This is a genomic window from Streptomyces sp. CA-146814 (genome assembly GCF_050942385.1).
Taxonomy (GTDB): Bacteria; Actinomycetota; Actinomycetes; order Streptomycetales; family Streptomycetaceae; genus Streptomyces.
Genome location: NZ_CP192068.1, coordinates 1,917,212 through 1,943,706, shown reverse-complemented (window position 1 = coordinate 1,943,706; position 26,495 = coordinate 1,917,212). Strand labels below are relative to the sequence as shown.

Genomic DNA, 26,495 nt, shown 5'->3' with positions numbered 1-26,495 from the left:
GTCACGCTCCCCATGGTGAAGGGGGAGAGCGGGGTCCCGCCACCCGTCGGGTCCTACGCGGGGGTTCTACGCGCGGGGTCCTACGCGGGGGGTTCTACGCACAGGGCCCTACGCGGGCGGTTCGGCGGCCGTGACGGTGCGGTAGGCGATCTCCGCCAGCCGGGCCTGGCCGTCGCGGCTGGGGTGGAACCAGTCCCACGGGCTGAGCTGGGTCCCGGTGAAGCGGAAGTCGAAGACCGCGCCGCCGTCGTACCGGCAGCGCCGGTCCTTCGCGCAGACGTCCCGCAGCACCTCGTTGTACGCCACCACCCGGTCCCGCACCTCGTCCCGCCGCGCGACGGCCGCCGGCCCCAGGTCGTCCGCGTCCGCCAGCATGGACCGGCAGACGCCGAGGCTCCAGATCCTCTTGGCCCCCTCGTCCAGCCGCCCGGTCGACCAGAGCCGCTTCAGGTCCGGCACGCTGGCCACGTACACCTGCGCCTTCGGCGCCCCGGCCCGCAGCTGCCGCATCGACGCCTCGAACGACGCCCGGAAGTCCGCGACGGGCGTCATCAGCCGCACCGAGTCCCGGCAGGCGTCGTTCGCGCCCATCATCACGGTGACCAGCTCCGGCCGCTCCTTCGCCGCCAGCGCCATCTGCTCCGGCAACTGGACCATCCGGGCGCCCGACACCGCGTGGTTCCAGCTCCGGTCCGCGACCTCCGTCGTACCCAGCAGCCGGACGGCGAGACTCCGCACCAGGCTGTCGGTGCCGGTGGCCCAGGACACCTCGGGGCAGTCCGCCAGCATCGAGCAGGCGTCGAAGCCCCGGGTGATGGAGTCGCCGACGGCTGCTATGGACCCGGGCTTCGGGTTCCAGCCGGAGGCGGGGGAGGGCGATGGGGTCGGCGAGGACGAGGCGGTGGGCGCGTTCCGTGACACGCCGTCACCTGAGCTCTCGCCACTGCATCCGGCCAGCGCCGCGACGGCGACGAAAGCGAGCGCCGCCGCCCCCGCGACCCGGCGGCGCATCCGTGGGCGTGTCGTACGCTCCGTCATCCGTCGTTCCCCTCCGGTCAACCCCTGGTTTATGCCGCTGGACATGCCCCCGGCAAGCCCACGATCCCCAGGTCGTGGCCGTGCGCGCCCTGCCGGGTGAAAGCCGGCGAATCAGGGGGGCCGGACCGACGGTACGTCACACGGACGGCCCCCGCGCACGGTAGCTTTTCCCCGTCGAACCAGTGGCACCGTTCCCCACCTCGTCACGGCGGGTGGCTCCGGTACATTACGTCACGTCACACACTGTCCCTTTTCAGGAGATTAACTCCCGATGCTGTTTACTGATGACAACCTCGGGTCCTGGCCGGAAAAAGATGATCCGGAAAGAGACGGTACGGCCGCGAGGCCGCTGGGGAAGGCGTACCTCGTCCCACATGGGAGGTTCCGGTGACGACACGTGGAGTCCTGTACGTTCACTCCGCCCCGCGCGCGCTGTGCCCACATGTCGAGTGGGCAGTGGCGGGCGTCCTCGGTGTGCGGGTCCAGCTGGACTGGATCAGACAGCCGGCCGCGCCCGGCACCTGGCGGTCCGAGTTCTCCTGGAAGGGCCGCGCCGGCACCGCGTCGCAGCTCGCCTCCGCCCTGCGCGGCTGGGACCTGCTCCGCTTCGAGGTGACCGCCGAGCCGTGCCCCACCGCCGAGGGCGAACGCTACAGCTCCACCCCCGGCCTCGGCATCTTCCACGCCGTCACCGGCATGCACGGTGACATCCTGATCCCCGAGGACCGCCTGCGCGCGGCCCTGGCCCGCTCGACGCGCGGCGAGAGCGACCTGGAGGTGGAGATCGCCTCCCTCCTGGGCAAGCCCTGGGACGACGAGCTGGAGTCCTTCCGCCACGCGGGCGAGGGCGCACCTGTCCGCTGGCTGCACCAGGTCGTCTGACCGCCGGGGCTCTGCCCCGGACCCCGCCCCTCAATCGCCGGAGGGGCTTGAACGTGCGGAAGCCCGCCTCCCGACCATCGGGAAGCGGGCTTCACCCGTAAAACGCAGGGCTACACGGACCGGAACGCCAGCACCACGTTGTGCCCGCCGAACCCGAACGAGTTGTTGATCGCCGCGATCGGCCCCTCGGGCAGCACCCGGGGCTCACCGCGCACGATGTCCGCGTCGATCGCCTCGTCCAGCTCGTCGACGTTGATGGTCGGCGGAGCGATCCGGTGGTGCAGCGCGAGCACGGTGGCGACCGTCTCGATACCGCCCGCGCCACCCAGCAGGTGGCCCGTCATCGACTTCGTCGCCGAGATCGTGACATGGTCCAGGTCGTCGCCCAGCACCTTCCGCAGCGCCTTGATCTCCGCGATGTCACCCTGCGGCGTCGACGTGGCGTGCGCGTTGAGGTGAACCACCTCGGACGGCTTGAGGTCGCTGGAGTCCAGCAGGTTCTGCATGGCGGCGGCGATGCCCCGGCCGCTCGGCTCGGGCTGCGCGATGTGGTGGGCGTCGGCCGACAGGCCCTGGCCCAGCACCTCGCAGTAGACCTTGGCGCCGCGCTTGGCGGCGTGCTCGGCCGACTCCAGGATGACGACGCCCGCGCCCTCACCGAGGACGAAGCCGTCCCGGCCGGTGTCGTACGGGCGCGAGGCCTTCTCCGGCTCGTCGTTGCTCTTCGACATCGCCATCATGTTGGCGAACGCCGCGATCGGCAGCGGGTGGATCGCCGCCTCGGTGCCGCCGGCCACGACCACGTCGGCCCGGCCGGTGCGGATCATCTCGACGGCGTACCCGATGGCCTCGGCGCCGGACGCGCAGGCGGAGACCGGCGTGTGGACACCGGCCTGGGCGTTGACCTCCAGGCCGACGTTGGCCGCCGGGCCGTTGGGCATGAGCATGGGAACGGTGTGCGGGGAGACGCGGCGTACGCCCTTCTCCTTCAGCACGTCGTACTGGTCGAGCAGGGTGATCACGCCGCCGATGCCGGAGGCGATGACCGAGCCGAGCCGCTCGGGGGCGATGGACTCGTCCTCGCCTGCCTTGGCGGTGAAGCCCGCGTCGGCCCACGCCTCGCGGGCCGCGATCAGCGCGAACTGCGCCGAGCGGTCCAGCTTGCGGGCGAGCGGGCGGGGCAGTACGTCGTTCGGGTCGACGGCCGCGAGGGCGGCGATCCGGACGGGCAGTTCGGCGAAACGCTCGCCTTCGAGAGGCTTGACGCCGGACCGGCCGGCCATCAGACCTTCCCAGGTCGATGCGGAGTCGCCACCCAGCGGAGTGGTTGCGCCGATACCGGTGACGACCACGGTGCGATTGGTCGAGTTCACTGGAAAATCTTCTCCACGTGTAGAGGGTCGTGAATCAGCGGCGCCACCGCCGGGTGGCGACACAGCCGGGCTGGGATCAGCCCTGGTGCTTCAGGATGTAGTCGGCGGCGTCGCCGACCGTCTTGAGGTTCTTGACGTCCTCGTCGGGGATCTTGACGTCGAAGCGCTCCTCGGCGGCGACGACGACCTCGACCATGGACAGCGAGTCGACGTCCAGGTCGTCGGTGAAGGACTTGTCCAGCTGGACGTCCTCGACCGGGATCCCGGCGATCTCGTTGACGATCTCGGCGAGACCGGTGACGATCTCTTCCTGCGTGGCGGCCATCTTGGCGCTCCTTCGGTGGGTTTCTTCAGGGTTCGTGGTGACGGACCAAAAGGTCCGGTGTGCCTAGGGGAGGGTAACGACCGTCGCGGCGTAGACGAGACCCGCCCCGAAGCCGATGACGAGCGCGGTGTCGCCGCTCTTCGCCTGACCGGTCGCCAGGAGCCGCTCCATCGCGAGCGGGATCGAGGCGGCGGACGTGTTGCCGGTGGACTCGATGTCACGGGCGACCGTGACGTGTTCCGGCAGCTTCAGGGTCTTCACCATCGAGTCGATGATCCGCATGTTGGCCTGGTGCGGAATGAAGACGTCCAGGTCCTCGGACGAGATCCCGGCCGCGTCCAGCGCCTGCTGGGCGACCTTCGCCATCTCGTAGACGGCCCAGCGGAAGACCGCCTGGCCCTCCTGCGTGATGGCCGGGAACTTGATCTCGCCCTTGGAGTCGAGCGGCAGCCGGGAGACGTCGCCGATGTGCAGCTCGTTCCAGGACACCGTCTGCTTGATGGTCTCGGACTTGTCACCCTCGGAGCCCCACACGGTCGGGCCGATGGCCGGCTCCTGCGAGGGGCCGACGACGACCGCGCCCGCGCCGTCACCGAAGAGGAAGGCCGTCGCGCGGTCCTCCAGGTCGGTCAGGTCGCTGAGCCGCTCCACGCCGATGACGAGGACGTACTCCGCCGAGCCCTCGACGATCATGCCCTTGGCGAGGGTCAGGCCGTATCCGAAGCCCGCGCAGCCGGCCGAGATGTCGAAGGCGGCGGGCTTGCCCGAGCCGATCTTGTGGGCGATCTCGGTGGCGACGGCCGGGGTCTGCTTGAAGTGCGAGACGGTCGAGACGACGACCGCGCCGATCTGCTCGGGGTCGATGCCCGCGTCGGCGATGGCCTTGCCGGACGCCTCGATCGACATCATGGCCACGGTCTCCTCCTCGGAGGCCCAGTGGCGGGTGACGATGCCGGAGCGGGAGCGGATCCACTCGTCGGAGGAGTCGATCGTCTCGAGGATCACCTCGTTCGGCACGACCCGGGTCGGGCGGTAGCCGCCGACCCCGAGGATGCACGCGTACGGGGCGCCCTTGCTGGGCTTGATCTTCGACATGCTCGGGCTCCTTAGGCGCCTGCGTGCTCGGAGATGAGCGCGCGGGCGGCGTCGAGGTCGTCGGGGGTCTTGAGCGCGAGCGTCTTCACACCGGGCAGCGCCCGCTTGGCGAGTCCGGTGAGGGTGCCGCCGGGGCTCAGCTCGACCAGCGCGGTCACGCCGAGCTCCTGGAAGGTCTCCATGCACAGGTCCCAGCGGACCGGGTTGGCGACCTGGCCGACCAGCCGGGCGATGACCTCGGTGCCGGTGGCGACGGTGTGGCCGTCGGCGTTGGACACGTACCGCACGACCGGGTCGGTGACCGTGAGGTCCCCGACGGCCGCGCGCAGCTTCTCCACGGCCGGGGCCATGTGGTGCGTGTGGAACGCGCCGGCGACCTTCAGCGCGACGACCCGGCGTACACCCTCGGGCTTGTCGGCCTCCAGGGCGGCGATCTGGGCCGCGGTGCCGGCGGCGACGATCTGGCCGCCGCCGTTGACGTTGGCGGGGGTCAGGCCGAGCTTCTCCAGGTGCGGGACCGTCACGGCGGGGTCGCCGCCGAGCAGGGCCGCCATACCGGTCTCGGTGACCGCGGCGGCCTCGGCCATGCCGAGCCCCCGCGTCCGGACGAAGCGGAGCGCCGCCTCGTCGTCGATGACACCGGCGATCGCGGCGGCGGTGATCTCACCGACGCTGTGACCCGCGACGACGTCAGGTGAAGCGGCATCCAGAGCGGCGGCCGAGAGCAGTCCGGCGGCGACGAGGAGCGGCTGGGCGACGGCCGTGTCGCGGATCTCGTCCGCGTCGGCCTGTGTGCCGTAGTGGGCAAGGTCGAGCCCGATGGCGTCGGACCAGGCCGCGATGCGGTCGGCGGCACCGGGGAGGTCGAGCCAGGGAGTCAGGAAGCCGGGCGTCTGAGCGCCTTGGCCGGGAGCGACGAGTACGAGCACCCTCACACTCTCTCTTGTGGACGGCCCCGTACGCCGGTGGGGACAGGGACGAAGAACCGTCAGGGGAATTGTTGAAGTCCGACAAAAGTCTAGGACTGAGGATCCGTCGCGGCCAAGCGCCCCAGGATGAGGGCGATCCGCAGGGTGAACGCGGAGCGGACATCGGAGGGTGACCAGCCGGTGACGTCGGTCACACGTCGTAGCCGGTAGCGCACGGTGTTGGGGTGGACGAAAAGCATCCGCGCCGCCCCCTCCAGACTGCTCGCCTGCTCCAGATAGACACTCAGCGTTTCCAGCAGCGCCGAACCGGCTTCCTCCAGCGGTCTGTAGATCTCCTCCACCAACTGGTCCCGCGCGGCAGGGTCCCCGGCCATCGCGCGCTCGGGCAGGAGATCGTCCGCCAGCACCGGGCGCGGCGCGTCCTGCCATGCGAGGCAGGCCTTCAGCCCGGCCGCCGCGGCCTGTGCGGACCGGGTGGCCGCCAGCAGGTCCGGCACGACGGGTCCGGCGACGACCGGCCCGGCCGCGTACGGCCCGATCAGGCCCTTCGCGACCTGGAGCGGGTTGTCGCTGCCGCCCGCGATGACGACGAGCCGGTTGCCGAGTACGCCGGTGAGGACCTGGAGCTTGGCGTGGCGGGCGGCTCGCCGGATCGCCTCCACGGTCAGCTCGCTGTCGCCGTCGGGCGCGGTGCCGAGGATGACGCAGACGTGCTCGGGCGAGTTCCAGCCGAGCGCGGCGGCCCGGGACACGGCCCCTTCGTCCGCCTCACCGGAGAGCACCGCGTTCACCACCAGCGACTCCAGCCGGGCGTCCCAGGCGCCCCGGGCCTCGGCGGCCTGGGCGTAGACCTGGGCGGTGGCGAAGGCGATCTCCCGCGCGTAGACGAGCAGCGCCTCGCGCAGTACGGACTCGTCGCCCGGCGCGGCCACCTCCTCGATCGCGGCCTCCATGACCTCGATCGTCGTCCGCACCATCTCGACGGTCTGCCGCAGCGTGATCGCCCGGGTCAGCTCACGCGGGGCCGTGCCGAACACATCGGTCGAGATGGCCTGCGGGGTCTCCGGATGCCGGAACCACTCGGTGAACGCCGCGATACCGGCCTGGGCGACCAGGCCGATCCAGGACCGGTTCTCCGGGGGCATCGCCCGGTACCACGGCAGCGATTCGTCCATGCGGGCAATCGCGTTCGCGGCCAGCCGGCCGGATGACTGCTCCAGCCGTTTCAGGGTCGCGGCATGCAGATGGGCGTCGTGGGCGGCGGAATGCTCAGGATGCTCAGGATCGGGTCGGGGCACGAGGACAAGACTGCCTTATCGGGCCGGTGGATCGGTGGGGCGGGGCGAGGGTGCGGGCTACCGGTGGGTACGGGGTGCCTGGGGCCGGTGGGGTGCGGAGGGCCGGGCTACCGTGGCCGGGTGATTTCCGTACACGGGTCCGAGGACCGCTACCGGGGCGGCGAGCCGGACGCCGGCATCGAGACCCGGCACGCGCTCTCCTTCGGCTCCTTCTACGACCCCGAAAACCTCCGCTTCGGCCCTGTCCTGGCCTGCAACGAGGAGCGCCTCGCCGCCGGTGCGGGCTTCGACGAGCACCCGCACAGCCATACGGAGATCCTCACCTGGGTCGTCGAGGGCGAGCTGACCCACCGCGACTCGGCGGGTCACTCCACCGTCGTACGGGCCGGAGACCTGGCCCACCTCAGCGCCGCCGCCGGAGTCCGCCACGTCGAACGCAACGACGGGGAGGCCCCGTTGACGTTCCTTCAGGTGTGGCTGGCTCCCTTGGAGTCGGGCGGCGAACCCTCGTACACGGTCGTTCCCGGCATCGCCGACTCGACCCCGTACGCCGTGCCCGCGGCCGGTGCGATGCTGCACGTGCGCCGCCTGGCCGGGGGTGAGCGCACGGCGCTGCCGGACGCGGTGCGCCTGTATGTGCATGTGGTACGAGGCCGAGTCGCCGTGCACGGTGAGGAGTTGGGCCCGGGGGACGCGGCCCGGATCACGGGTGCGGACGGGCTGGAGGCGGCCGCGGTCGGGGAGGCGGCGGAGCTGCTGGTCTGGGAGCTGCGCTGAGGGCCTGGAGGAGTTCCCCCCTTCTGCGGCCGTCGGCGATGATGAGGCCGAGGAGTCGGGGCGGGGCGACGGGGAGGGTGGAGCCGGTGAGCGATGGTTCGAGCGCGGCCAGGAGGCGGGGATTCGTCGATACGCCCGCATTCCTCGCGCTGGTGGCGATCGTCGGCGTCTGGGACGCGGCGAGTTCCGGGTACCCGGTCCACACCCGGGTCTACGGCGGGGCGATGGGAGCGCTGGCTGCGGTGTTCCTGGTCGTCGCGTTGGTCAGGCGGCGGCGGAAACGGGCGGCTGCCGACCAGGGCTGACGTACGCGTGGAGACGGCGGAACACCGCACGGCCGCCGTGCCGTTCGCGATCAGGCGTGATGGGTCCGACGGTGGCGGGCGGGGGCTGATTCCGGCCAATGCCGTCACCGGCGGTACCGAGTGGCGCGGCGGGCGGGCGCGCCCGGTCAGCCCGCGACCTCCGCCAGGACCGCGTCCGTGAACGGCGTCCACGCCTCCGCCGCCCACGGTCCGAAGGCCCGGTCCGTCAGCGCCACGCAGGCCACCCCGGCCACCGGGTCGATCCACAGGAACGTGCCCGACTGGCCGAAGTGGCCGAAGGTCGCCGGGGAGGAGGAAGCACCCGTCCAGTGCGGGGACTTGGCGTCGCGGATCTCGAAGCCGAGGCCCCAGTCGTTCGGGCTCTGGTGGCCGTAGCCCGGCAGGACGCCCTTGAGGCCCGGGTGGACCACGCTCTGGGCTTCGAGAACCGTACGGGGGTCGAGCAGACGCGGGGCCTGGACCTCGGCGGCGAAGCGGGCGAGGTCGTCCACGGTGGAGACGCCGTCGCGGGCGGGCGAGCCGTCCAGGGTCGTGGACGTCATGGCCAGCGGCTCCAGGACCGCCTGGCGCAGATACTCCCCGAACGGAATGCCCGACGCCTTCGCGATGTGGTCGCCCAGCACCTCGAAGCCCGCGTTGGAGTAGAGGCGGCGCTCGCCGGGCGGAGCCGTCACCCGGTGCTCGTCGAACGCGAGGCCGCTGGTGTGCGCCAGGAGGTGGCGGACCGTGGAGCCTTCGGGCCCGGCCGGCTCGTCCAGCTCGACCGCCCCCTCCTCGTACGCCACCAGCGCCGCGTAGGCCGCGAGCGGCTTGGTGACCGAGGCGAGGGGGAAGCGGTGGGCGGTCGGCCCGTGCGTACCGAGGACGGTGCCGTCCGCCCGTACGACGGCGGCCGCCGCGGTCGGGACGGGCCAGGTGTCGATGATCCGCAAGCTCTCCATGGCCCCGAGCCTAACGTTCGCGCGGGCGGCACCCGCACCGCGTCCGAAAGGTGACGAAGTCACCAACTCCCGCCCCCTGAGCCGACTACTGTGCGGAGGCGAAGCGCTGCGCACCGCAGCCGGACGAGGAGGCCTCCCGTGTCAACCATGTCATCGCCCTGCGGCCCCCAGCACGCTCCCGCCGGCGATGTGGGCGCCGCGCTGCTGATGATCGACTCCCGGCTCAGGAGCATCTACGAGGGGACGAGCGAAAGTGAGGACAGGGCCGAACAGCGCGAGCTGATGGAGCACTTCACCAGCTCGATGGGCCCGCGCAGCGTCCATGACCTGCTGGACGGCGCCTGCACCCTCATCTACATGTACATGACCTGGCTACGGCAGGCGCACGAGGAGCACGACAAGGACGTCATCGAGTACGTGGTCCCTCCGCTCGTGGCCTCGATGCGCGTGATGACCCGGAGCATCCGGCCGGAGGCGATCCCCACCATGGCGGGTCTGGTCATCGCCGCCGGCACCGGCCTGAGCCCGAGCCTGTGGCGCCAGCAGTACGGGGAGTGGACGGAGGCGGAGATGACCCCGCTGGAGGCCACCTGCTTCCTGCTCGCGGAGCACATCAACCGCATCGCCGAGGACCAGGAGTTCGCCACCCGCCTGATCACCGACGCCCTCACCCGGGCCGAGGAAGAGCTCTGAGCACCTTTTCCGCTTGCTTCGAGTGCACTCCAAGGATTTAGCGTGGAGGGCATGACGGTGATCGACGGAACGTCCCGGAGCACCCCCGCGACCAGCGCACAGCCGCAGCCTTCCGCGGCTTCTTCCAACGTGAACGCCTGTACGGCCCTGCCGAAGCCGCATCCCCGGCCCACCGGCAGGGACAGCTACACCATCAGCGAGGTCGTCGCCTTCACCGGGCTCACCGCGCACACCTTGCGCTGGTACGAACGGATCGGGCTGATGCCGCACGTCGACCGCTCGCACACCGGCCAGCGCCGCTTCTCCAACCGCGACCTGGACTGGCTGGTCTTCGTCGGCAAGCTCCGGCTGACCGGGATGCCCGTCGCCGACATGGTGCGGTACGCGGAGCTGCTCCGTGAGGGCGAGTCCACCTTCGAGGAGCGGCAGGAGCTGCTGGAGTCGACCCGCCGCGATGTGATCACGCGGATCGCGGAGCTCCACGACACCCTCGCCGTCCTCGACCACAAGATCGAGTACTACGCGGGCGCCCGCACGGCGCCGGAAAGGCACAGTGCCTGATGACCGACAACGAGATGGCGCCCATCGCCACCGTCCGGCTGGGCGGCGACGGCGGGCCGGCGATCGGCGTCCAGGGGCTCGGCTGCATGGGCATGAGCGAGTTCTACGGTGACACCGACGAGCGCTCCGCCCGCGACACCCTCGACGCGGCCCTGGACGCGGGCGTCACGCTCTTCGACACCGCCGACGTCTACGGGCGCGGCGCCAACGAGGAGTTCCTCGCCCCCTTCGTGCGCGCCCACCGCGACGAGATCACCCTCGCCACCAAATACGCGCTGGTGCGCTCCGACGACCCCGAGTACCGGGCGGTGAGCAACGACCCCGCCTACATCCGCACCTCCGTCGAAGCGAGCCTCCGCCGGCTGAACACCGACGTCATCGACCTCTACTACATGCACCGCCACGACCCGGCCGTCCCGTTCGCCGAGTCGATCGGCGCGATGGCGGAGCTGGTCCAGCAGGGCAAGATCAAGCAGATCGGGCTGAGCGAGGTGACCGGCCCCGAGCTGCGCGAGGCGCACGCCGTGCACCCGGTCGCCGCGCTCCAGTCGGAGTGGTCCCTCTTCAGCCGGGACGTCGAGAGGAGCGCGCTCGGCGCGGCGGTGGAACTCGGCGTCACGCTCGTGCCGTACTCGCCGCTCGGCCGGGGCTTCCTCACCGGGTCCTTCACCGACGCGGGCAAGGACCTGTCCGAGGGCGACTTCCGTAAGCAGCAGCCCCGCTTCACCGGCGACAACGCCCGCACCAACGCGGCCCTGTTGGAGCCGGTCCACAAGATCGCCGCCGCTCGCGGGGTGACGGCCGCCCAGGTGGCCCTCGCCTGGGTGCAGCAGCGGGCCCAGGTGCACGGCCTCACCGTGGTCCCGATTCCCGGCACCCGTAAGCGCAGCCGCCTCCTGGAGAACGTGGCCGCCACCCGGCTGACGCTGACGGCGGAGGAACTGGCCCTGCTGGAGCCGATCGCGGACCAGGTGGCGGGAGACCGCTACCCGGACATGAGCCTTACGTCGGCGGCTCGCGAGTAGGCGCGGCGAGGGGCCGGGGGCGGGCTCGTGGCCATCACATGGTTCATGAAGTTCATCAGGACCAAGGACCCGGCCCCCCTCACGCCGGCCCCTGCTCACGCCAGCCCCAGTGCGAACACCGCGAACCCCGCCGCCAGCAGCCCCGCCAGCGCGCGGCGGGCATGGGCGGCGCGGGTGCCCGCCTGCCATGGGGCGTCGAAGCGGCGGGTGTACCGAGCGATCAGCACCAGCAGTCCCGCGAACACCGGCAGCCACACGATCCGGGCCAGGATCCAGCCCACCGTGTCCGGCGCGGTCGTCAGCCCCGCCACCGCCGCCGTGCCGTCGCCGAGCACCGAGGCCGGTATGGCGGCGGCCAGCATCGCGCTCTGGTGCCAGCACAGGATGGTCATCGCCGACAGGTTGACCACCACGACCGGCGCCCACAGCAGCGGCCTGCGCAACAACCGCCCCAGCCGGTCCCGTACCAGGATCGCCGCCCCGCTCTGGGCCGCCGCCAACGCCACCACCAGCAGCGACGGCGGGTGGGAGTTGGTCCGCACCTCGCCCGGCACACCGACCATCGACGCCGGGTAGTGGAAGGCCAGCAGCAGGACGGCGAAGAGCACCCCGCCCCCGAGGAGCAGCAGCCGCGCACCCCGTTTCCCGATCCGCCCCTCGCCCCACGCGACACCGAGCTGATAGGCGAAGAGCCACCCGGGCAGGATGTTCAGCACGCTCAGCCAGGACGGCATCCCGTCGGCGAAGGGCCCGTACCTCAGGAAGTCCACCACCGCGACCGACCCCAGCAGCGGCAGCGCGGCCCACCCGCCGAGCCGCCGTGCGAGGCGGACACAGAGCGGGGTGAGGGCGGTGACGACCGTGTACACGCCGACGAACCAGAGCGGCTGGATCACCAGCGTCGACCCCGTGCGCAGGGTGTCGCCCGGCACGCCGAGCCAGGACAAAGCGGCCAGCAGCACCGCCCATACGGCGGCCACTCCCAGCACCGGCCTGCCGAGCCGGACCAGCCGTCCGCGCAGCCAGGCGGCCGTGGTGGAGGGCCGGCGGTGGTAGGAGAGGACCGAGGCGTACCCGCCGACCAGGAAGAAGATCCCCAGCATCTGGAGCACCCAGCTGAGCGGGGCGAAGGCCCCGAACGCCGAGAGCGGGCTTGCGTTGTGCAGGCCGTCCGCGTCGAGCCGGAAGCCGCCGAGCATCCAGTGCCCGAGTGGCACGGCGACCAGGGCGAGGGCACGCAGGCCGTCGATGGCCCGGTCCCGGTGGGCAGGGGTGGCGGCGTTTACGCGGGCGGCGAGCCGGCGCGCACGGGAGGAAGTCGTCCTCATCGGGCCGCACCTTCCCCGGCGGCGGCTCCCCGCGCGATCGCCGCGAAGACCCGCAGCGACTCCGTGCCCGGGGCGAAGTACCCGGCGTGCCCCTCGGCGTCGCCGGCCGGGACGCGGCGGGCCCCGAACGCCGGGTCGGTGGGGTCGGTGCCGTGGCCGAGCCCGGCGAACCGCACGCTCGGCACGTCGTCGATCCAGTCGGCCGGAGCCTTCGCCGCCCACACCCGGGCCCGCGTCCGCAGCGCGTCCACATCGTCGGCCCGCATGCCGGGGGAGCCGAGGACCACCAGGTCGGTGGCGGGCAGGCGGTGGGCGGCGAGGCCGCAGACGACGGAGCCGTAACTGTGGCAGAAGACGGCCGGCTCGGGCAGCCCGTCGGCGGTCAGCCCCTTGGCGAACCGCTCCAGCCGCTCGGCGCCCGCCTCAGCGAGGCGCCCGGTCGCGGCGTCGACGCCGACACCGACCGGGGTGGTGTATCCGGCCCAGGCGATGACGGCGGTGCCCGGACCGGCCGCCTGATGCAGGGTCCTGGCCATGCCGGGCGGGGCGCCGTGGGCGGCGACCTTCCGGTCGAAGGTGCCGGCGTCGTTGTCGGAACCGGGCACCACCACCGAGATCCGGCGCGCGGTGCGCAGGTCCCCGAAGACCTCGGCGACCTGGCCGCGCCCGCGCGGGTCGAACGCGAGGATTTGGCGGCCCGGCGCGGCGAGCGAGCGGTAGCGGGGGTCGTCGGCGGTGGCGAGCGCCAGGGCGTTGGCACGGTAACGCAGCTCCAGCGGCGCGCCGTCGAGGTTCCCGACGACGGAGGCGTGCCGTACGAGGAGGAGTTGGCGCTCCCGCTCGCTCAGCTCGTCGAAGAACGCGGCGACTTCGACCGGACTCACGCGCTCCGGATCCGGCAGCTCCACTCCCAGTGCCCGGTCCGCCCGCCACGACGTGATGCCCGGCGGCGGCCCGGTCAGCGCCTGCTGCGCATCCCCCGAAACCCAGCCGGCCGTCCCCGTCACCACGCTCGTCGCCAGTGCGAACGCGACCACGGTCCTCGCGTATCGGCGCATCGTGCCCTCCCTCTCTGCCGCCGCACCGATCGGTGCGACCGGGAGGAAGGTAGGAAGACGGTGGGTGAGGAGGCGTCACACCGGAGTGCCAACTGCGAGGTGCTACTGGGGTAGGGGGTGGGGGAGGGCCGGGCCCTACGCCCCTGCGTCCCCGGCCGTCACCAGCCCCGACTCGTACGCGAAGATCACCGCCTGTGCCCGGTCCCGGAGGTCCAGCTTGGCCAGCACCCGGCCGATGTGCGTCTTCACGGTCTGCTCGGCCAGCACCAGCCGGCCCGCGATCTCCTGGTTCGACAGCCCCCGCGCGATCAGCTCCAGCACCTCCGTCTCGCGCGGAGTCAGCCCGTTGAGCCGCAGCGCCTGCCTGCCGCGCGTCGCTCCCGAGGGCCGCTGCGTCGCGAAGTCCGCGATCAGCCTCCGCGTCACCGACGGCGCCAGCAGCGCGTCGCCCGCCGCCACCACCCGTACCGCCGCGATCAGATCGGCGGGCGGGGCGTCCTTCAGCAGGAACCCGGAGGCCCCGGCGCGGAGCGCCTCGTACACATAGTCGTCCACGTCGAACGTGGTCAGCACCAGCACCTTCGGCCGGTGCACCACCCCGATCGGCGGGTTCAACAGCTCGTGGGCGGCGGCCAGTCCGTCCATCTCCGGCATCCGGACGTCCATCAGGACCACGTCCGGATGCTGGTGGCGGCTGACCTCCACACCCTTCCGGCCGTCCGCCGCCTCGCCCACCACGTCGATGTCGCTCTGCGCCGCCAGCAGCGCCGCGAACCCCGCCCGCACCATGGCCTGGTCGTCGACGATGATCACGCGGATGGTCACAGGTCCTCCGGAGGCACGGGGTCGGCTGGTGCGGCGACGGGCGGGGTGGCCGGGGGCAGCGGTATCCGGGCCGCGACCCGGAACCCGCCGTCGGGCAGCGGGGCGGTGCTCAGCGTGCCGCCGGTCAACCGTACGCGCTCACGCATCCCTACCAGTCCGTGCCCGGTCCCGCTCGTCTCCAGCGGCGAACTGCGGGTGGTGGCGGGCCCGTTGACGACCAGTACGACGAGGTCGCCGTGGTCCGGCGCGACGAGGACCCGGGTGCGGGCCCCCGGCGCGTGGCGCACCACATTGGCCAGGGCCTCCTGCACGATCCGGTACGCCGACAGATCGACGGCCGGCGGCACCTCCACCCGCCCCGGCCCCGGCTTCGAGCCCGGGTCCTTGCTCCGGCCTCCGCTCAGCTCGGCGGCGAGCGACAACTCCACCGGCAACCCCGCCCGTACCGTCGCCTCCACCAGCTGCTGGAGCCGGTCCAGGCCCGGCTGCGGAGCCCGGTCGCCGTCCGTACCGTCGCTGCGCAGCACCGACAGCAGCCGCCGCATCTCACCCAGTGACTCCCGCGCGGCCGCCGCGATGGCCGTGAACTCCTCCTCGGCGGCCTTCGACAGTCCGCTGATCCGATAGGGGGCGGAGTCGGCCTGCACGGTGATCACCGACATGTGATGAGCGACCACATCGTGCAGCTCGCGCGCGATCCGGGTCCGCTCCTCCAGCAGCGTGCGCCGGGCACGCTCGGCCTCGCTGATCGTCTCCTGCTCGGCGAGCCGGCGCTGCGCCACGCCCCTCTCCCGTACCGCACCGCCGACGAACAGCACCACCGCGCCCAGGATCGTCAGGAGCAGGGCGCTGCCGCTGCTGCGGTCCGGTGCGATCAGGTGCAGCACGGCTCCGGCGGCGCCCGTCGCCACCCAGACGGCTATCACGGTCCGCCGCGTCTCGCGCAGCCCGAGCGCCAGCAGCAGGAAGAGGTAGGCGACGATCACCGGCGGGGGCCACGGCCAGACGCCGTACCGCTCGGCGGGCTGCGCCAGCAGCACCACCGCGCCCAGGATGTCGGCCGGGAAGATGATCCACCACGCCTGGAGCGGCCGGTGGGCCAGCATCAGCAGCGGCGCCGCCTGGGCCACGCCGAGCGCCCCGGCCAGCGCGCCGGGCACGCCGTACCGGCCGGTCAGCACGGTGATCGTGACCGGGATGAAGGTCGCGGCCAGCGCGAGGACCACGGCATACGGCAGGAGCCGCTGCCACAGCTTCGGGGCGTCGGCCAGCAGCGGCGTGGACGGATGGGACGCGTGGGACAGCCCGTGGGCGAGCTCGCGCAGATTGCGGCGGGCGGCGCTCAGCAGGCCGTCGGCGGGCGGCGGAGGCCCGGCGGGGGTGGTGGACATGACGGGGTCAGCCTAGGAGCCAGAGCGCCTCCCGGGCGTCATACCGGAGTGCTGAACAGCCCGCCGCCTCCTGATACTCCGGTACGGGGTTTCACAGCTCCGCGAGCAGCTGGGCCTTCTTCGCGCTGTACTCGTCGTCCGTCACCAGCCCCGCCTGATGCAGTTCGCCGAGGTGATGTATCCGCTCGGCGATGTCCGCGGGGTCCCGCCGCCCGGCGTTCACCAGGACCGGGGCCGGAACGGCCGGTGCGCTCTGGGTCCGGCGTACGGATTCCAGTACGGCGGCGGCGAAGGGCAGCGACTCGTGCACCGGTCCGTACCCCAGGCCGAAAAGCACCGCCGCCGGATCCTGGTCCGCCGGGACGCGGCTCACGGTGGCCGAAGCGCCGTTCACCGCGATGCCCGCCGCCTCCAGGCCAGGGGTTACGGGCCCGTGCTGGTCGCCGAGGCTGCCGCCGGTGCGATGGTCAGCCGGGACGGCCGCGCGCGGCACCAACCGGAGGTAGCCGTCCAGGGCCTCGGGGGAGCGCCACTCGATTCCGGCCAATTCGCTCACCCGGTAGGTCTGGTCACCGGCCTTCCACTTCGCACTGGAGGCCCCCGTCCAGAACCACCGGAAGGAGACCCGCTCCCCGTCGAAGGCGGCTCGTCCGTCATACGCCTTGAACTGCATCGGCGCCTCGGGCGCGGAGACCAGGAACCGGTCCGCGGGCTCGTCGGACGTGGGGTCCAGACAGGACCGCAGCTCGTCCGCGTAATACTCCGCGAGCAGCTCCCGCTCCGCCGGAAGCACCAGGCGGTAGGGGTCGCACCCCTCCTTCAGCTGCCCCGCGGCAGCCTCCAGGAGCGGATCGGCACCCGGTCTCGGCACGACACGCAGCACCACCGTGTCCCGCTTGCCCGGGGTCAGCGTCACCGACGACAGCGCAGCATGCGGGATGCGGCGCTCCCGCAGGCTCTGCAGGAGCTTCGGCGTGCGGATACCCCGTTCGAAGCGGATGAGCACGGAGTCGGTGTCGAACTCCCAGGTGGCATGAATTCCGGCCAGCACATCACCCATGTGCCTCATCGTATGCGGCACAGGCGCACACGTCCCCCCTCGGCGTAAGTCCCAATTAATCGTCTTGCCACGCGGCTCTACGCGCGTCAGCTCTCCCGTTCGCCGGAAATACCACGGTGGCAAGCGCCATCGGCGGTTGCGCAGCGGACCGATCCGTAGGCGCCGACGCCGATCGCGGCGAAGTTGCCGAGGCTCTCGGTGCCGGGTTCGAAGTAGCCGCTGTGGCCTGCCGCTCCGGCCGCCGAGACCAGCCGCGCGCCGAACGCCGGGTCGACCGGGTCGGCGCCGTGGCCGATGCCGCCGAACTCCAGGTGCGGCACGTCCCGGATCCAGTCGTTTCGGTCCCGCATCGCCCAGATCCGGGCGTCGGTGTCGAGCCGTGCGGCGCTCTCGGCCCGCATGCCGGGTGATCCGGCGACCGCGATGTCGGCCACCCGGTCGGGCGCCTTGTCGGCGGCCACGCCGCACACCACGGAGCCGTAGCTGTGGCAGAACAGCGAGACCGCGGACGTGCCGGGCAACGCCTTCACCAGCGCGTTCAGCCGCAGGGCGCCTTCCGCCGCGAGCACACCGAGCGCCGCGTCCATGCCGAGACCGGCCGGTGCGGTGTAGTCGGCCCAGGCGATGACGGCGGTACGGGTCCCGGGGGAGGCGGCGCGTTCCGCCGCGTACAGGGACTTCGCCATGCCGACGGGCGCGGAGTTGACGCGGCGGCTCCGCTCCAGCGTGAGGAGGTCGGTGTCGACGCCGGGGACCACCACGGAGACCCGCGCGGCCCGTTCGAGGTCGCCGAACACCTCGGCGGCGCGGCCCCTCCCGGACGGGTCGAACGCCAGGATCTGGCGGTCCTTCGCGAGCATCGACCGGAACCTGGCCATCCGCCGGGCCGCCTCGTCTCGGCCGTCCGGTGAGAGCGCCTCGTCGCACGTACGCCGCTTCTCGACGGCCGCCGCCCGCTTCAGGGCCAGCCGGTTGGCGTGGTAGCGCAGGGTGACCGGAACCCCGTTCAGATTTCCCACGACCGAGGGGTACTTGCCGGCGAGCGCGAGTTGCTGCCCCGAGGTGAGCGTGGCGAAGAAGTGGGCCGTCCGGTAGGCGGGAGCGCCGACCTCCGGCAGCGAACGGCCCGCTATCCGATCCCGCGCCCAGGAGGCGAGGGCCAGCTCGCGCTCCCCTTCGGCGTGGTGATCCCGTACGGCGGACCAGCCTGTGGTCGCCAGCATCACGAACACGACCGCTACGGCGAGCAGCGCGCGCCAGGCGGTCAGGGTGGGGGAGGAGTCGAAAGAGGTCACTGCGCCACACCCTAGGAGACGTGCGCGTATGACCGTGATTCAGGTGAGGTACATCACCCGGCTGCAGAGGATTCAACCGAATTTCTTCACAGACGGTTATCGTCTGCCTTCTGTTTGCCGCGGGCGCCCCGGTGTCTCGCTGTCGGGTTGCGGCCGGGGGTCACTCCGCCTGACGCCAGGCGCCCGCCAGTGCCGGGACGAGCTGGTCCAGATACTCCTCCGTGAGGTCGCGCAGCGCCTCCACGCTCGGATCGTGCCCCTGGCCCCACAGCTGGCCGGTCACCCGCATGACCCCGGAGAAGGCGGCCACGGCCACCCTGGGCCGGGGGTCCTGCGTCACGTCGAGCCCCTCGCGCTCCGCGATCAGATGGGCGATCTGGTTCTCCAGGGCGATTCCGCGCCGCATATGGGCGGCGAGCAAGGAGGGGGTCGACTCGATCATCTGGTACGTGCGCATATGGAGGTCGACCGTGATGACCTCCTCGATCGCCTCGCCGATGCTGTTCCAGGCGCAGAGCACCGCCCGCCGCATGGCCTCGAAGGGAGCCTCGCAGGAAGGTCGCCGGCGCAGCTCCGCGATGAAGCGGGACTCGACCATCTCCTGTACGGCGAACGTGATGTCCTCCTTGCTCGCGAAGTAGCGGAAGAAGGTGCGCTGGGAGACGTCGACCGCCTCGACGATCTCGTCGACGGTGGTCCGCTCGTACCCCTGGGTGGTGAACAGTTCCAGGGCGGCGCGCAACAGGGCGTCGCGGGTGTGCTGTTTCTTGCGCTCGCGCAGTCCGGGCCGGGTCGCGGCTCTCTGCCCGTGGGTCACGTACCGGTCCTCTTTTCCCTCGTTTGTCCAGGTCAGCTTACCTGTGAGCTACGCGACAGCTACGGTCTCGTGAATGCGTTTGTCAACTGTCAGCGACTGTCACTAGTCTCCGCGTATGACTAGTCAGACCACCGTCGAGAAGGCGCCGCGGGAACCGGAAGACGGCCCCGTGCCCGCCGCGGCCAAGGGGCTTCGCGGCCACCCCTGGCTGACCCTGTTCGCCGTCGCCATCGGCGTGATGATGGTCGCGCTCGACGGCACGATCGTCGCCATCGCGAACCCCGCGATCCAGAAGGACCTCGGCGCCACGCTCGCCGACGTCCAGTGGATCACCAACGGCTATCTGCTCGCCCTGGCCGTCGCCCTGATCACCGCGGGCAAGCTCGGTGACCGCTTCGGCCACCGCCAGACCTTCCTCATCGGCATCGCGGGCTTCGCGGCCTCCTCCGCCGCGATCGGCTTCTCCAAGGAGATCGGCCTGGTCGTCCTCTTCCGGGTGCTCCAGGGCCTCTTCGGCGCCCTGCTGATGCCGGCCGCGCTCGGTCTGCTGCGGGCCACCTTCCCCGCCGAGAAGCTGAACATGGCGATCGGCATCTGGGGCATGGTCATCGGGGCGTCCACCGCGGGCGGCCCCATCGTCGGCGGTCTGCTCGTCGAGCACGTCAGCTGGCAGTCGGTCTTCTTCATCAACGTGCCGGTCGGCATCCTGGCGCTCGTCTTCGGCCTGGTCATCCTCAAGGACCACCGAGCCGCCAACGCACCGCGCTCCTTCGACATCCTGGGCATCGTGCTGCTCTCGGGCGCGATGTTCTCCCTCATCTGGGGCATCATCAAGGCCGGTGAGTCCTGGGGTTGGGGCGGCGGCTGGACCTGGTTCTTCCTCGGCCTCGCGATCGCCCTCTTCCTCGCCTTCGGCCTCTGGCAGACGCGGGTACGCGAGCCGCTCGTCCCGCTGGCGATGTTCCGGTCCATCCCGTTGACGGCCGGCACCGTCCTCATGGTGCTGATGGCGTTCGCCTTCATGGGCGGCCTCTTCTTCGTGACGTTCTTCCTTCAGGGCGTCCACGGCCTCAGCCCGGTCGACAGCGGTCTGCACCTGCTGCCGCTGACCGCCATGATGATCGTCTCCTCGCCGGTCGCCGGTCTGCTGATCACCAAGTTCGGCCCCCGCGTCCCGCTGGTCGGCGGCATGGTCTGCACGGCCACCGCCATGTTCGGCATGACGACGCTCAGCGAGTCCACCGGCACCTTCGCCATGTCCCTCTGGTTCGCCCTGCTCGGCTGCGGCCTGGCCCCGGTCATGGTCGGCGCCACCGAGGTCATCGTCGGCAACGCGCCCCTGGAGCTCTCCGGCGTGGCCGGCGGCCTCCAGCAGGCCGCCATGCAGGTCGGCGGCGCCCTCGGCACCGCCGTCCTCGGCGCGGTCATGTCCTCCAAGGTCAGCTCGGAGTTCGCGGGCAACTGGACGGACGCGGGCCTGCCCGGCACGCCCGACCCGAAGCTGGAGGAGGCCGCCGAGTTCGGCATGGTCCCGGTCGACGCCCTCTCCCAGGCTCCCGGCATGACGCCGGACGTCATCAACACCATCGGCGGCGTCATCCACGACACGTTCATGTCCGGCATGGGCCTCGCCTTCACCGTCGCGGGTGTCGTCGCTGTCATCGCGGCCGGTGTCGCCACCCTCACCAAGCGCGGTGCGAACGCCGAGGCGGGCGCCGGAGTCGGCCACATCTAGCCCCTGCGGCGTCAACACAGCGCACACCACAGCCCCGCCGAATCCTTTCGGCGGGGCTGTCGCCTATCAGGGTGGTGTGGGCCGTCTCCCTCTTCCGCCGGTGCCGTCCCGCTGGCCAGGGTGGTCAGGACAGCGCCGCACCACGACAGGGGCGGCGCACGACCACGGGGGTTGATCAACCATGCGTACGACCACGCGCACGAACCGTACGACCGTTCTCGCCGCGGGCCTGGCCGTCACGGCGCTCACCGCGCTCATCCCGCAGGCGCTCGCCCAGGACCGTTCCCGGGCGAGCGCGCACCCGGCCTCGGACGTCCGGCTCGGCACCTGTGAGGCGGGCCGGCTCTGCCTCTGGAAGAAGCCCGACTTCACCGGCGCCCGGCAGACGTACGAACTCTCCACCGTCGACATCGAGAGCTGCACCCCGCTCCCCAAGGGCGGCGACGCGCAGTCCCTCGCCAACCGCACCGGCCGGCCCGTCACCACCTACCAGTCGGCCGAATGCCAGGAGACGGCGGAGTTCGAGACGTACCCGGGCGGCGGGACCTGGCTGCCCCGCTCCCCGTACCAGGTGAGGGCGTTCAAGATCTGGGAGAACTAGGAGGAGCCGCTGTACGCCGAAGGGCGGCGACGCACGCGCGTCACCGCCCCTCGGATCCGTACAGCAGCTCTACGGCTACGCGTCGCCGCCCGCCGCGCCCGGATCGGCCGCGGCCACATCCAGGAGGTCGTAACGGTCCAGCGCCTTCTTCAGAGCCGACCGGTCGATCTTGCCCTCCTTCGCGAGCTCGGTGAGCACCGCGAGGACGATCGACTGGGCGTCGATGTGGAAGAACCGGCGCGCCGCACCACGGGTGTCGGCGAAACCGAAGCCGTCAGCGCCGAGCGACTGGTAGGTGCCGGGCACCCAGCGCGCGATCTGGTCCGGCACCGAACGCATCCAGTCCGAGACCGCCACGAACGGGCCCTCGGCCCCTTCCAGTTTCTTCGTCACGTACGGGACGCGCTGCTCCTCCTCCGGGTGGAGCAGGTTGTACCGCTCCACGTCCACGGCCTCGCGCCGCAGCTCGTTCCAGGAGGTGGCCGACCAGACGTCCGCCTTGACGTTCCACTCCTCGGCGAGGATCTTCTGCGCCTCGACGGCCCAAGGGACCGCCACACCGGACGCCAGGATCTGCGCCGGGACCTCGCCCGTCTCGCCCTGCTTGAAGCGGTAGACACCCTTGAGGATGCCGTCCACGTCGACGTCCTCGGGCTCGGCCGGGTGCTGGATCGGCTCGTTGTAGACGGTGAGGTAGTAGAAGACGTCCTCGTTGGCCTCGCCGTACATTCGGCGGAGCCCGTCCTGCATGATGTGCGCGATCTCGTACCCGAAGGCCGGGTCGTAGGCGACACAGCCCGGGTTGGTCGAGGCAAGCAGCTGCGAGTGGCCGTCCGCGTGCTGGAGGCCCTCACCGGTCAGCGTCGTACGCCCGGCGGTCGCACCCAGCACGAAACCGCGCGAGAGCTGGTCGGCCATCTGCCAGAACTGGTCACCGGTGCGCTGGAACCCGAACATCGAGTAGAAGACGTACACCGGGATCAGCGGCTCGCCGTGCGTCGCGTACGCCGAACCGGCGGCGATCAGCGAGGCCGTACAGCCCGCCTCGGAGATGCCGTCGTGCAGCATCTGGCCTGTCGGCGACTCCTTGTACGCGAGCAGCAGATCGCGGTCGACCGCCTCGTACTGCTGGCCCAACGGGTTGTAGATCTTCGCACTCGGGAAGAACGCGTCCATGCCGAACGTGCGGTACTCATCGGGGGCGATCAGCACGAACCGCTTGCCGATCTCCTTGTCCCGCATGAGGTCCTTCAGGATGCGGACGAACGCCATGGTGGTGGCGATCGACTGCGAACCCGAACCCTTCTTCGCAGCCGCGTACGTCTTATCCTCGGGCTGCGGCAGGGGCTTCGCACGCACCACCCGGGTCGGCACATAGCCGCCCAGACTGTTGCGGCGGTCGTGCATGTACTGGATCTCCTCCGAGTCGCGGCCCGGGTGGTAGTAGGGCGGGTAGCCCTCGTCCAGCTGCTTGTCGGTGATCGGGATGTGCAGCCGGTCGCGGAACCGCTTGAGGTCCTCGACCGTGAGCTTCTTCATCTGGTGGGTCGCGTTGCGGCCCTCGAAGTTCGGCCCCAGCGTCCAGCCCTTGACCGTCTGCGCCAGGATCACGGTCGGCTGGCCCTTGTGCGCCTTGGCCGCCGCGTAGGCCGCGTAGACCTTCCGGTGGTCGTGCCCGCCACGCCCCAGGTGCAGGATCTGGTGGTCGGTCATGTCCTTGACCATGTCGCGCAGCCGCGGGTCGTCACCGAAGAAGTGCTCGCGGATGTACGAGCCGGTCTCGGTGGCGTACGTCTGGAACTGGCCGTCCGGCGTGGTGTTCAGCTTGTTGACCAGGATGCCCGTGCGGTCCTGCGCCAGCAGCGGGTCCCAGGAGCGGTCCCAGACCAGCTTGATCACGTTCCAGCCGGCGCCCCGGAACTGCGACTCCAGCTCCTGGATGATCTTGCCGTTGCCGCGCACCGGCCCGTCGAGCCGCTGCAGGTTGCAGTTGACGACGAAGGTCAGGTTGTCCAGGCCCTCGCGGGCGGCGATGGACAGCTGGCCCAGCGACTCCGGCTCGTCCATCTCGCCGTCGCCCAGATAGGCCCACACGTGCGACTTGGAGGTGTCGGCGATGCCGCGCGCCTCCATGTAGCGGTTCATCCGCGCCTGGTAGATCGCGCCGAGCGGGCCGAGGCCCATCGAGACGGTGGGGAACTCCCAGAAGTCCGGCATCAGCCGCGGGTGCGGGTAGCTGGAGAGGCCGTTCGGCGCCTTCGACTTCTCCTGGCGGAAGGCGTCGAGCTGGGCCTCGCTCAGCCGGTCCAGCAGGAACGCGCGGGCGTAGATCCCCGGGGACGCGTGCCCCTGGAAGAAGATCTGGTCGCCGCCGTCGCCCTGGTCCTTGCCGCGGAAGAAGTGGTTGAAGCCCACGTCGTAGAGCGAGGCGGAGGAGGCGAAGGTGGCGATGTGGCCGCCGACACCGATCCCGGGACGCTGGGCCCGGGAGACCATCACGGCCGCGTTCCAGCGGGTCGCGTTGAGGACCTTGCGCTCGATCTCCTCGTCGCCGGGGAAGAACGGCTCGTCCTTCGTGGCGATCGTGTTCACGTAGTCCGTGCTGCGCATCTCGGGCACGGCGACACGCTTCTCGCGCGCGCGCTCGATGAGCCGGAGCATCAGATAGCGGGCCCGCTCACGGCCTCGCTCGTCGACGGCGGCGTCGAGGGAGTCGAGCCATTCCTGGGTCTCCTCGGGATCAAAATCCGGGACCTGGCTCGGAAGGCCGCCAATGATGATCGGGTTGCGATCGGATCCGGAAGCCACACTGTTCCTTCGCTGTTCGGTGGTGCTCTGCGGGGTCTGTTACGGGGAACGTACCCCCGGGACAACTGTGTGTGCGCCGCCTCCATCGTGCTACCGCGAGGGCCCGGACGTCATCTCTACCGTGGGGTAACCCCGAGGTTCCGAAATTTCTCCGGCGGGGCACGAGTATGGGCAGTACGCGGCGGGGTACGGGCAAACCGCAACCTTACGCCCAAGCCGTCCAAGCGTTCCCAAAGGCTGTTCGAATCCGATTGCCGGAGCGAAACGGCATAAGCTGAGGAAGGACGTAAACGGATGGGGCGACCTTGCGGAGCCCCGGAGGGACAGGCCCAGGCCCGGAGAGACCTGCCGGAGCCTGCGGTGACGTGGCAGGGAACGTCACCGTTTAGGCGGTCTCGCACGCCGGGTACTTGCGCGATTCGCCGGGCCCGTGTGGACTACGCCTACGCCCCGCGCACGCGCGTGGCTGCAGCATTTTCCGAAGACATGATCAGGAGGCATCCCGTGAGCGCGACCGCGGACCACGCGGAGGAGCGGACCAACCCGGCAGCACGCCTGGGGTTCGAGCCCGGACAGGTGGTCCAGGAGATCGGCTACGACGACGACGTCGAGCTGGAGCTCCGTGAGGGCATTGAGGCCACTACCGGCCAGGAAATCGTCGACGAGGAGTACGACGATGTCGCAGACGTCGTCCTGCTCTGGTTCCGCGACGAGGACGGCGACCTTACGGACGCGCTGGTGGATGCCATCGGTCTGCTCGAGGACGGCGGTACGGTCTGGCTGATGACGCCGAAGACCGGCCGTGACGGATACGTCGAGCCGAGCGACATCAATGAGGCTGCCCAGACGGCCGGTCTCGCCCAGACCAAGAGCATCAGCGCGGGCAAGGACTGGACGGGAAGCCGTCTGGCCACCCCCAAGGGGGCCAAGGCCAAGCGCTGAACCACTCGCAGGACCACCCGGGGCCCCCGGCGGCGCTTACGCGCTGCCGGGGGCCTTCGTACGTGCCCCGCCGGCCGTGCGTAGGGTGGGAGTCACCCGGACGGCCGGACGCGTGCGTACGGATTCGTACCGGCCGTTCCGGGAAGCGAGAAGTGGGAAGCGGCGGAAGGGATACCTGTTCCATGGCGATCGAGGTCGGCACCGAGGCCCCGGATTTCGAACTGAAGGACAACCACGGCCGGACCGTGCGGCTCGCGGACTTCCGGGGCGGGAAGAACGTGGTCCTGCTCTTCTACCCGTTCGCCTTCACCGGCGTCTGCACGGGTGAGCTGTGCGCGCTCCGGGACGAGCTGCCCCGCTTCGAGAACGACGACACCCAGCTGCTCGCCGTCTCCAACGACTCCATCCACACCCTGCGCGTCTTCGCCGAGCAGGAGGGCCTGGAATACCCGCTGCTCTCCGACTTCTGGCCGCACGGCGAGACCTCACGGGCGTACGGCGTCTTCGACGAGGAGAAGGGCTGCGCGGTGCGCGGCACCTTCATCATCGACAAGGCGGGCACCGTCCGCTGGAGCGTCGTCAACGGTCTGCCGGACGCACGTGACCTGAACGACTACATCAAGGCGCTCGAAGCGCTCTGAGGCGATCTCCTGGCGACGCCCGGCCAAAAGCCTGTTTTGGCCGGGAACCGGTCACTAGGATCCAATCGTTGATCCGATGCCAACGAACGACGGGGACGCTGGTGTCTGCCGGCCCCTGAGAAAACTACTGGAGGACTCGTGGGAGTCAGCCTCAGCAAGGGCGGCAACGTCTCGCTGACCAAGGCCGCGCCCAACCTGACCGCGGTCATCGTCGGTCTGGGCTGGGACGCCCGCACCACAACCGGCGGCGACTTCGACCTCGACGCCAGCGCGCTGCTGGCGAACGCCGAGGGCAAGGTCGCGGCGGACGGCAATTTCGTCTTCTTCAACAACCTGAAGAGCCCCGACGGCTCCGTCGAGCACACCGGTGACAACCTCACCGGTGAGGGCGAGGGCGACGACGAGGTCATCAAGGTGAACCTCGCCGGTGTCCCGGCCGACGTCGACAAGATCGTCTTCCCGGTCTCGATCTACGAGGCCGAGAGTCGTCAGCAGAGCTTCGGCCAGGTCCGCAACGCGTACATCCGCGTGGTGAACCAGGCCGACAACAGCGAGCTCGCCCGCTACGACCTGAGCGAGGACGCCTCGACGGAGACCGCGATGGTCTTCGGCGAGCTCTACCGCAACGGCGCCGAGTGGAAGTTCCGCGCCATCGGCCAGGGCTACGCCTCGGGCCTGCGCGGCATCGCGCAGGACTTCGGCGTCAACGTCTGAGCACACGCACGCCCAGC

At 70.9% G+C, this 26,495-nt stretch carries 26 protein-coding genes; 11 read left to right on the top strand and 15 right to left on the bottom strand.

Annotation, left to right across the window (positions count from 1 at the left end):
* Positions 1–108 precede the first annotated feature (108 nt).
* On the bottom strand, positions 109–1,038 hold the full coding sequence (locus ACQP09_RS08695; RefSeq protein ID WP_433397315.1) for an SGNH/GDSL hydrolase family protein: 930 nt from the start codon (positions 1,036–1,038) through the stop codon (positions 109–111).
* A gap of 387 nt (positions 1,039–1,425) precedes the next feature.
* Between ACQP09_RS08695 and ACQP09_RS08690 the strand changes: the two genes are divergently transcribed.
* Positions 1,426–1,920 carry a DUF3145 domain-containing protein gene (locus ACQP09_RS08690; protein ID WP_015608304.1) on the top strand — a complete coding sequence of 165 codons (495 nt, stop codon included), beginning with the start codon at positions 1,426–1,428 and terminating at the stop codon, positions 1,918–1,920.
* A gap of 110 nt (positions 1,921–2,030) precedes the next feature.
* Here ACQP09_RS08690 and fabF read toward each other — a convergent pair whose 3' ends face one another.
* The 5 genes from fabF to ACQP09_RS08665 all read right to left on the bottom strand — a co-directional run bounded on the left by fabF (position 2,031) and on the right by ACQP09_RS08665 (position 6,940).
* On the bottom strand, positions 2,031–3,293 hold the full coding sequence (fabF, locus tag ACQP09_RS08685) for a beta-ketoacyl-ACP synthase II (RefSeq protein ID WP_433397312.1): 1,263 nt from the start codon (positions 3,291–3,293) through the stop codon (positions 2,031–2,033).
* A gap of 76 nt (positions 3,294–3,369) precedes the next feature.
* Complete coding sequence (locus tag ACQP09_RS08680; protein ID WP_014045780.1) at positions 3,370–3,618, bottom strand: acyl carrier protein; 249 nt, start codon at positions 3,616–3,618, stop codon at positions 3,370–3,372.
* Positions 3,619–3,681: 63 nt separating this feature from the next.
* Positions 3,682–4,713 carry a ketoacyl-ACP synthase III gene (locus ACQP09_RS08675; RefSeq protein WP_433397310.1) on the bottom strand — a complete coding sequence of 344 codons (1,032 nt, stop codon included), beginning with the start codon at positions 4,711–4,713 and terminating at the stop codon, positions 3,682–3,684.
* 11 nt (positions 4,714–4,724) lie between these two features.
* Positions 4,725–5,642, bottom strand: a complete 918-nt coding sequence (locus ACQP09_RS08670) for an ACP S-malonyltransferase (RefSeq protein ID WP_432148391.1) — start codon at positions 5,640–5,642, stop codon at positions 4,725–4,727.
* Between the two features lie 89 nt (positions 5,643–5,731).
* On the bottom strand, positions 5,732–6,940 hold the full coding sequence (locus ACQP09_RS08665; RefSeq protein ID WP_433397308.1) for a PucR family transcriptional regulator: 1,209 nt from the start codon (positions 6,938–6,940) through the stop codon (positions 5,732–5,734).
* Positions 6,941–7,060: 120 nt separating this feature from the next.
* Here ACQP09_RS08665 and ACQP09_RS08660 point away from each other — a divergent pair, with 120 nt between their 5' ends.
* Both ACQP09_RS08660 and ACQP09_RS08655 read left to right on the top strand, forming a co-directional pair.
* Complete coding sequence (locus ACQP09_RS08660) at positions 7,061–7,717, top strand: pirin family protein (RefSeq protein ID WP_433397306.1); 657 nt, start codon at positions 7,061–7,063, stop codon at positions 7,715–7,717.
* Positions 7,718–7,803: 86 nt separating this feature from the next.
* Complete coding sequence (locus tag ACQP09_RS08655) at positions 7,804–8,022, top strand: GlyGly-CTERM sorting domain-containing protein (RefSeq protein ID WP_433397304.1); 219 nt, start codon at positions 7,804–7,806, stop codon at positions 8,020–8,022.
* Positions 8,023–8,168: 146 nt separating this feature from the next.
* On the opposite strand, the gene ACQP09_RS08650 is transcribed toward ACQP09_RS08655, so the two are convergent.
* The gene (locus tag ACQP09_RS08650; protein WP_433397303.1) at positions 8,169–8,984 is read right to left on the bottom strand and encodes a serine hydrolase domain-containing protein; all 816 of its coding nucleotides are present in this window, start codon (positions 8,982–8,984) and stop codon (positions 8,169–8,171) included.
* Positions 8,985–9,131: 147 nt separating this feature from the next.
* On the opposite strand from ACQP09_RS08650, the gene ACQP09_RS08645 reads away from it, so the two are divergent.
* From ACQP09_RS08645 to ACQP09_RS08635, 3 genes are read left to right on the top strand one after another with little or no spacing between them, the layout of a single operon-like run.
* On the top strand, positions 9,132–9,677 hold the full coding sequence (locus ACQP09_RS08645; RefSeq protein WP_433406523.1) for a hypothetical protein: 546 nt from the start codon (positions 9,132–9,134) through the stop codon (positions 9,675–9,677).
* 51 nt (positions 9,678–9,728) lie between these two features.
* Positions 9,729–10,238 (top strand): MerR family transcriptional regulator, encoded by a 510-nt coding sequence (locus ACQP09_RS08640; protein WP_433397301.1) that lies wholly within the window; start codon positions 9,729–9,731, stop codon positions 10,236–10,238.
* Complete coding sequence (locus tag ACQP09_RS08635) at positions 10,238–11,263, top strand: aldo/keto reductase (RefSeq protein WP_433397299.1); 1,026 nt, start codon at positions 10,238–10,240, stop codon at positions 11,261–11,263. The genes ACQP09_RS08640 and ACQP09_RS08635 overlap by 1 nt, the downstream gene beginning before the upstream one ends.
* A gap of 95 nt (positions 11,264–11,358) precedes the next feature.
* Here ACQP09_RS08635 and ACQP09_RS08630 read toward each other — a convergent pair whose 3' ends face one another.
* The 7 genes from ACQP09_RS08630 to ACQP09_RS08600 form a co-directional block, all read right to left on the bottom strand.
* Positions 11,359–12,591, bottom strand: coding sequence for an acyltransferase family protein (locus ACQP09_RS08630; RefSeq protein WP_433397297.1), 1,233 nt, complete (start codon positions 12,589–12,591; stop codon positions 11,359–11,361).
* Positions 12,588–13,649: an alpha/beta hydrolase gene (locus ACQP09_RS08625; RefSeq protein ID WP_433397295.1), complete on the bottom strand. Its 1,062-nt coding sequence runs from the start codon at positions 13,647–13,649 to the stop codon at positions 12,588–12,590. Before ACQP09_RS08625 ends, ACQP09_RS08630 begins: the two co-directional genes overlap by 4 nt.
* A 135-nt stretch (positions 13,650–13,784) precedes the next feature.
* Positions 13,785–14,474 (bottom strand): response regulator, encoded by a 690-nt coding sequence (locus tag ACQP09_RS08620; protein WP_433397293.1) that lies wholly within the window; start codon positions 14,472–14,474, stop codon positions 13,785–13,787.
* Positions 14,471–15,865, bottom strand: coding sequence for a sensor histidine kinase (locus tag ACQP09_RS08615; RefSeq protein ID WP_433397291.1), 1,395 nt, complete (start codon positions 15,863–15,865; stop codon positions 14,471–14,473). Before ACQP09_RS08615 ends, ACQP09_RS08620 begins: the two co-directional genes overlap by 4 nt.
* 91 nt (positions 15,866–15,956) lie before the next feature.
* Complete coding sequence (locus ACQP09_RS08610) at positions 15,957–16,925, bottom strand: DUF4429 domain-containing protein (RefSeq protein WP_433397289.1); 969 nt, start codon at positions 16,923–16,925, stop codon at positions 15,957–15,959.
* 86 nt (positions 16,926–17,011) lie between these two features.
* On the bottom strand, positions 17,012–18,220 hold the full coding sequence (locus ACQP09_RS08605; RefSeq protein WP_433397287.1) for an alpha/beta hydrolase: 1,209 nt from the start codon (positions 18,218–18,220) through the stop codon (positions 17,012–17,014).
* A gap of 160 nt (positions 18,221–18,380) precedes the next feature.
* The gene (locus tag ACQP09_RS08600) at positions 18,381–19,037 is read right to left on the bottom strand and encodes a TetR family transcriptional regulator (protein WP_433397285.1); all 657 of its coding nucleotides are present in this window, start codon (positions 19,035–19,037) and stop codon (positions 18,381–18,383) included.
* Between the two features lie 115 nt (positions 19,038–19,152).
* On the opposite strand from ACQP09_RS08600, the gene ACQP09_RS08595 reads away from it, so the two are divergent.
* Both ACQP09_RS08595 and ACQP09_RS08590 read left to right on the top strand, forming a co-directional pair.
* Positions 19,153–20,772: an MFS transporter gene (locus ACQP09_RS08595; RefSeq protein ID WP_433397283.1), complete on the top strand. Its 1,620-nt coding sequence runs from the start codon at positions 19,153–19,155 to the stop codon at positions 20,770–20,772.
* A 181-nt stretch (positions 20,773–20,953) separates the two neighbouring features.
* Positions 20,954–21,373 carry a peptidase inhibitor family I36 protein gene (locus tag ACQP09_RS08590; protein ID WP_433397281.1) on the top strand — a complete coding sequence of 140 codons (420 nt, stop codon included), beginning with the start codon at positions 20,954–20,956 and terminating at the stop codon, positions 21,371–21,373.
* A 75-nt stretch (positions 21,374–21,448) separates the two neighbouring features.
* On the opposite strand, the gene aceE is transcribed toward ACQP09_RS08590, so the two are convergent.
* Entirely contained in the window at positions 21,449–24,181 is a 2,733-nt protein-coding gene (gene aceE, locus ACQP09_RS08585) for a pyruvate dehydrogenase (acetyl-transferring), homodimeric type (protein WP_433397279.1), read from the bottom strand.
* A 504-nt stretch (positions 24,182–24,685) separates the two neighbouring features.
* On the opposite strand from aceE, the gene ACQP09_RS08580 reads away from it, so the two are divergent.
* The 3 genes from ACQP09_RS08580 (at position 24,686) to ACQP09_RS08570 (ending at position 26,478) form a co-directional block, all read left to right on the top strand.
* A complete protein-coding gene (locus tag ACQP09_RS08580) occupies positions 24,686–25,123 on the top strand; it encodes a DUF3052 domain-containing protein (protein WP_433397278.1) in 438 nt (145 codons plus the stop codon).
* A 182-nt stretch (positions 25,124–25,305) separates the two neighbouring features.
* On the top strand, positions 25,306–25,764 hold the full coding sequence (locus tag ACQP09_RS08575) for a peroxiredoxin (RefSeq protein WP_433397276.1): 459 nt from the start codon (positions 25,306–25,308) through the stop codon (positions 25,762–25,764).
* Between the two features lie 138 nt (positions 25,765–25,902).
* Entirely contained in the window at positions 25,903–26,478 is a 576-nt protein-coding gene (locus tag ACQP09_RS08570) for a TerD family protein (RefSeq protein WP_018511706.1), read from the top strand.
* Positions 26,479–26,495 lie beyond the last annotated feature (17 nt).

What these genes read in the sequence shown, in the direction of transcription:
- ACQP09_RS08640 (WP_433397301.1), top strand. Translation starts at nt 9,729, where the DNA reads ATGACGGTGATCGACGGAACGTCCCGGAGCACCCCCGCGACCAGCGCA.
- ACQP09_RS08630 (WP_433397297.1), bottom strand. Translation starts at nt 12,591, where the DNA reads ATGAGGACGACTTCCTCCCGTGCGCGCCGGCTCGCCGCCCGCGTAAAC.
- ACQP09_RS08615 (WP_433397291.1), bottom strand. Translation starts at nt 15,865, where the DNA reads ATGTCCACCACCCCCGCCGGGCCTCCGCCGCCCGCCGACGGCCTGCTG.
- ACQP09_RS08675 (WP_433397310.1), bottom strand. Translation starts at nt 4,713, where the DNA reads ATGTCGAAGATCAAGCCCAGCAAGGGCGCCCCGTACGCGTGCATCCTC.
- ACQP09_RS08680 (WP_014045780.1), bottom strand. Translation starts at nt 3,618, where the DNA reads ATGGCCGCCACGCAGGAAGAGATCGTCACCGGTCTCGCCGAGATCGTC.
- ACQP09_RS08695 (WP_433397315.1), bottom strand. Translation starts at nt 1,038, where the DNA reads ATGACGGAGCGTACGACACGCCCACGGATGCGCCGCCGGGTCGCGGGG.
- ACQP09_RS08590 (WP_433397281.1), top strand. Translation starts at nt 20,954, where the DNA reads ATGCGTACGACCACGCGCACGAACCGTACGACCGTTCTCGCCGCGGGC.
- ACQP09_RS08595 (WP_433397283.1), top strand. Translation starts at nt 19,153, where the DNA reads ATGACTAGTCAGACCACCGTCGAGAAGGCGCCGCGGGAACCGGAAGAC.
- ACQP09_RS08625 (WP_433397295.1), bottom strand. Translation starts at nt 13,649, where the DNA reads ATGCGCCGATACGCGAGGACCGTGGTCGCGTTCGCACTGGCGACGAGC.
- ACQP09_RS08610 (WP_433397289.1), bottom strand. Translation starts at nt 16,925, where the DNA reads ATGGGTGATGTGCTGGCCGGAATTCATGCCACCTGGGAGTTCGACACC.
- ACQP09_RS08635 (WP_433397299.1), top strand. Translation starts at nt 10,238, where the DNA reads ATGACCGACAACGAGATGGCGCCCATCGCCACCGTCCGGCTGGGCGGC.
- ACQP09_RS08575 (WP_433397276.1), top strand. Translation starts at nt 25,306, where the DNA reads ATGGCGATCGAGGTCGGCACCGAGGCCCCGGATTTCGAACTGAAGGAC.
- ACQP09_RS08650 (WP_433397303.1), bottom strand. Translation starts at nt 8,984, where the DNA reads ATGGAGAGCTTGCGGATCATCGACACCTGGCCCGTCCCGACCGCGGCG.
- ACQP09_RS08645 (WP_433406523.1), top strand. Translation starts at nt 9,132, where the DNA reads ATGTCATCGCCCTGCGGCCCCCAGCACGCTCCCGCCGGCGATGTGGGC.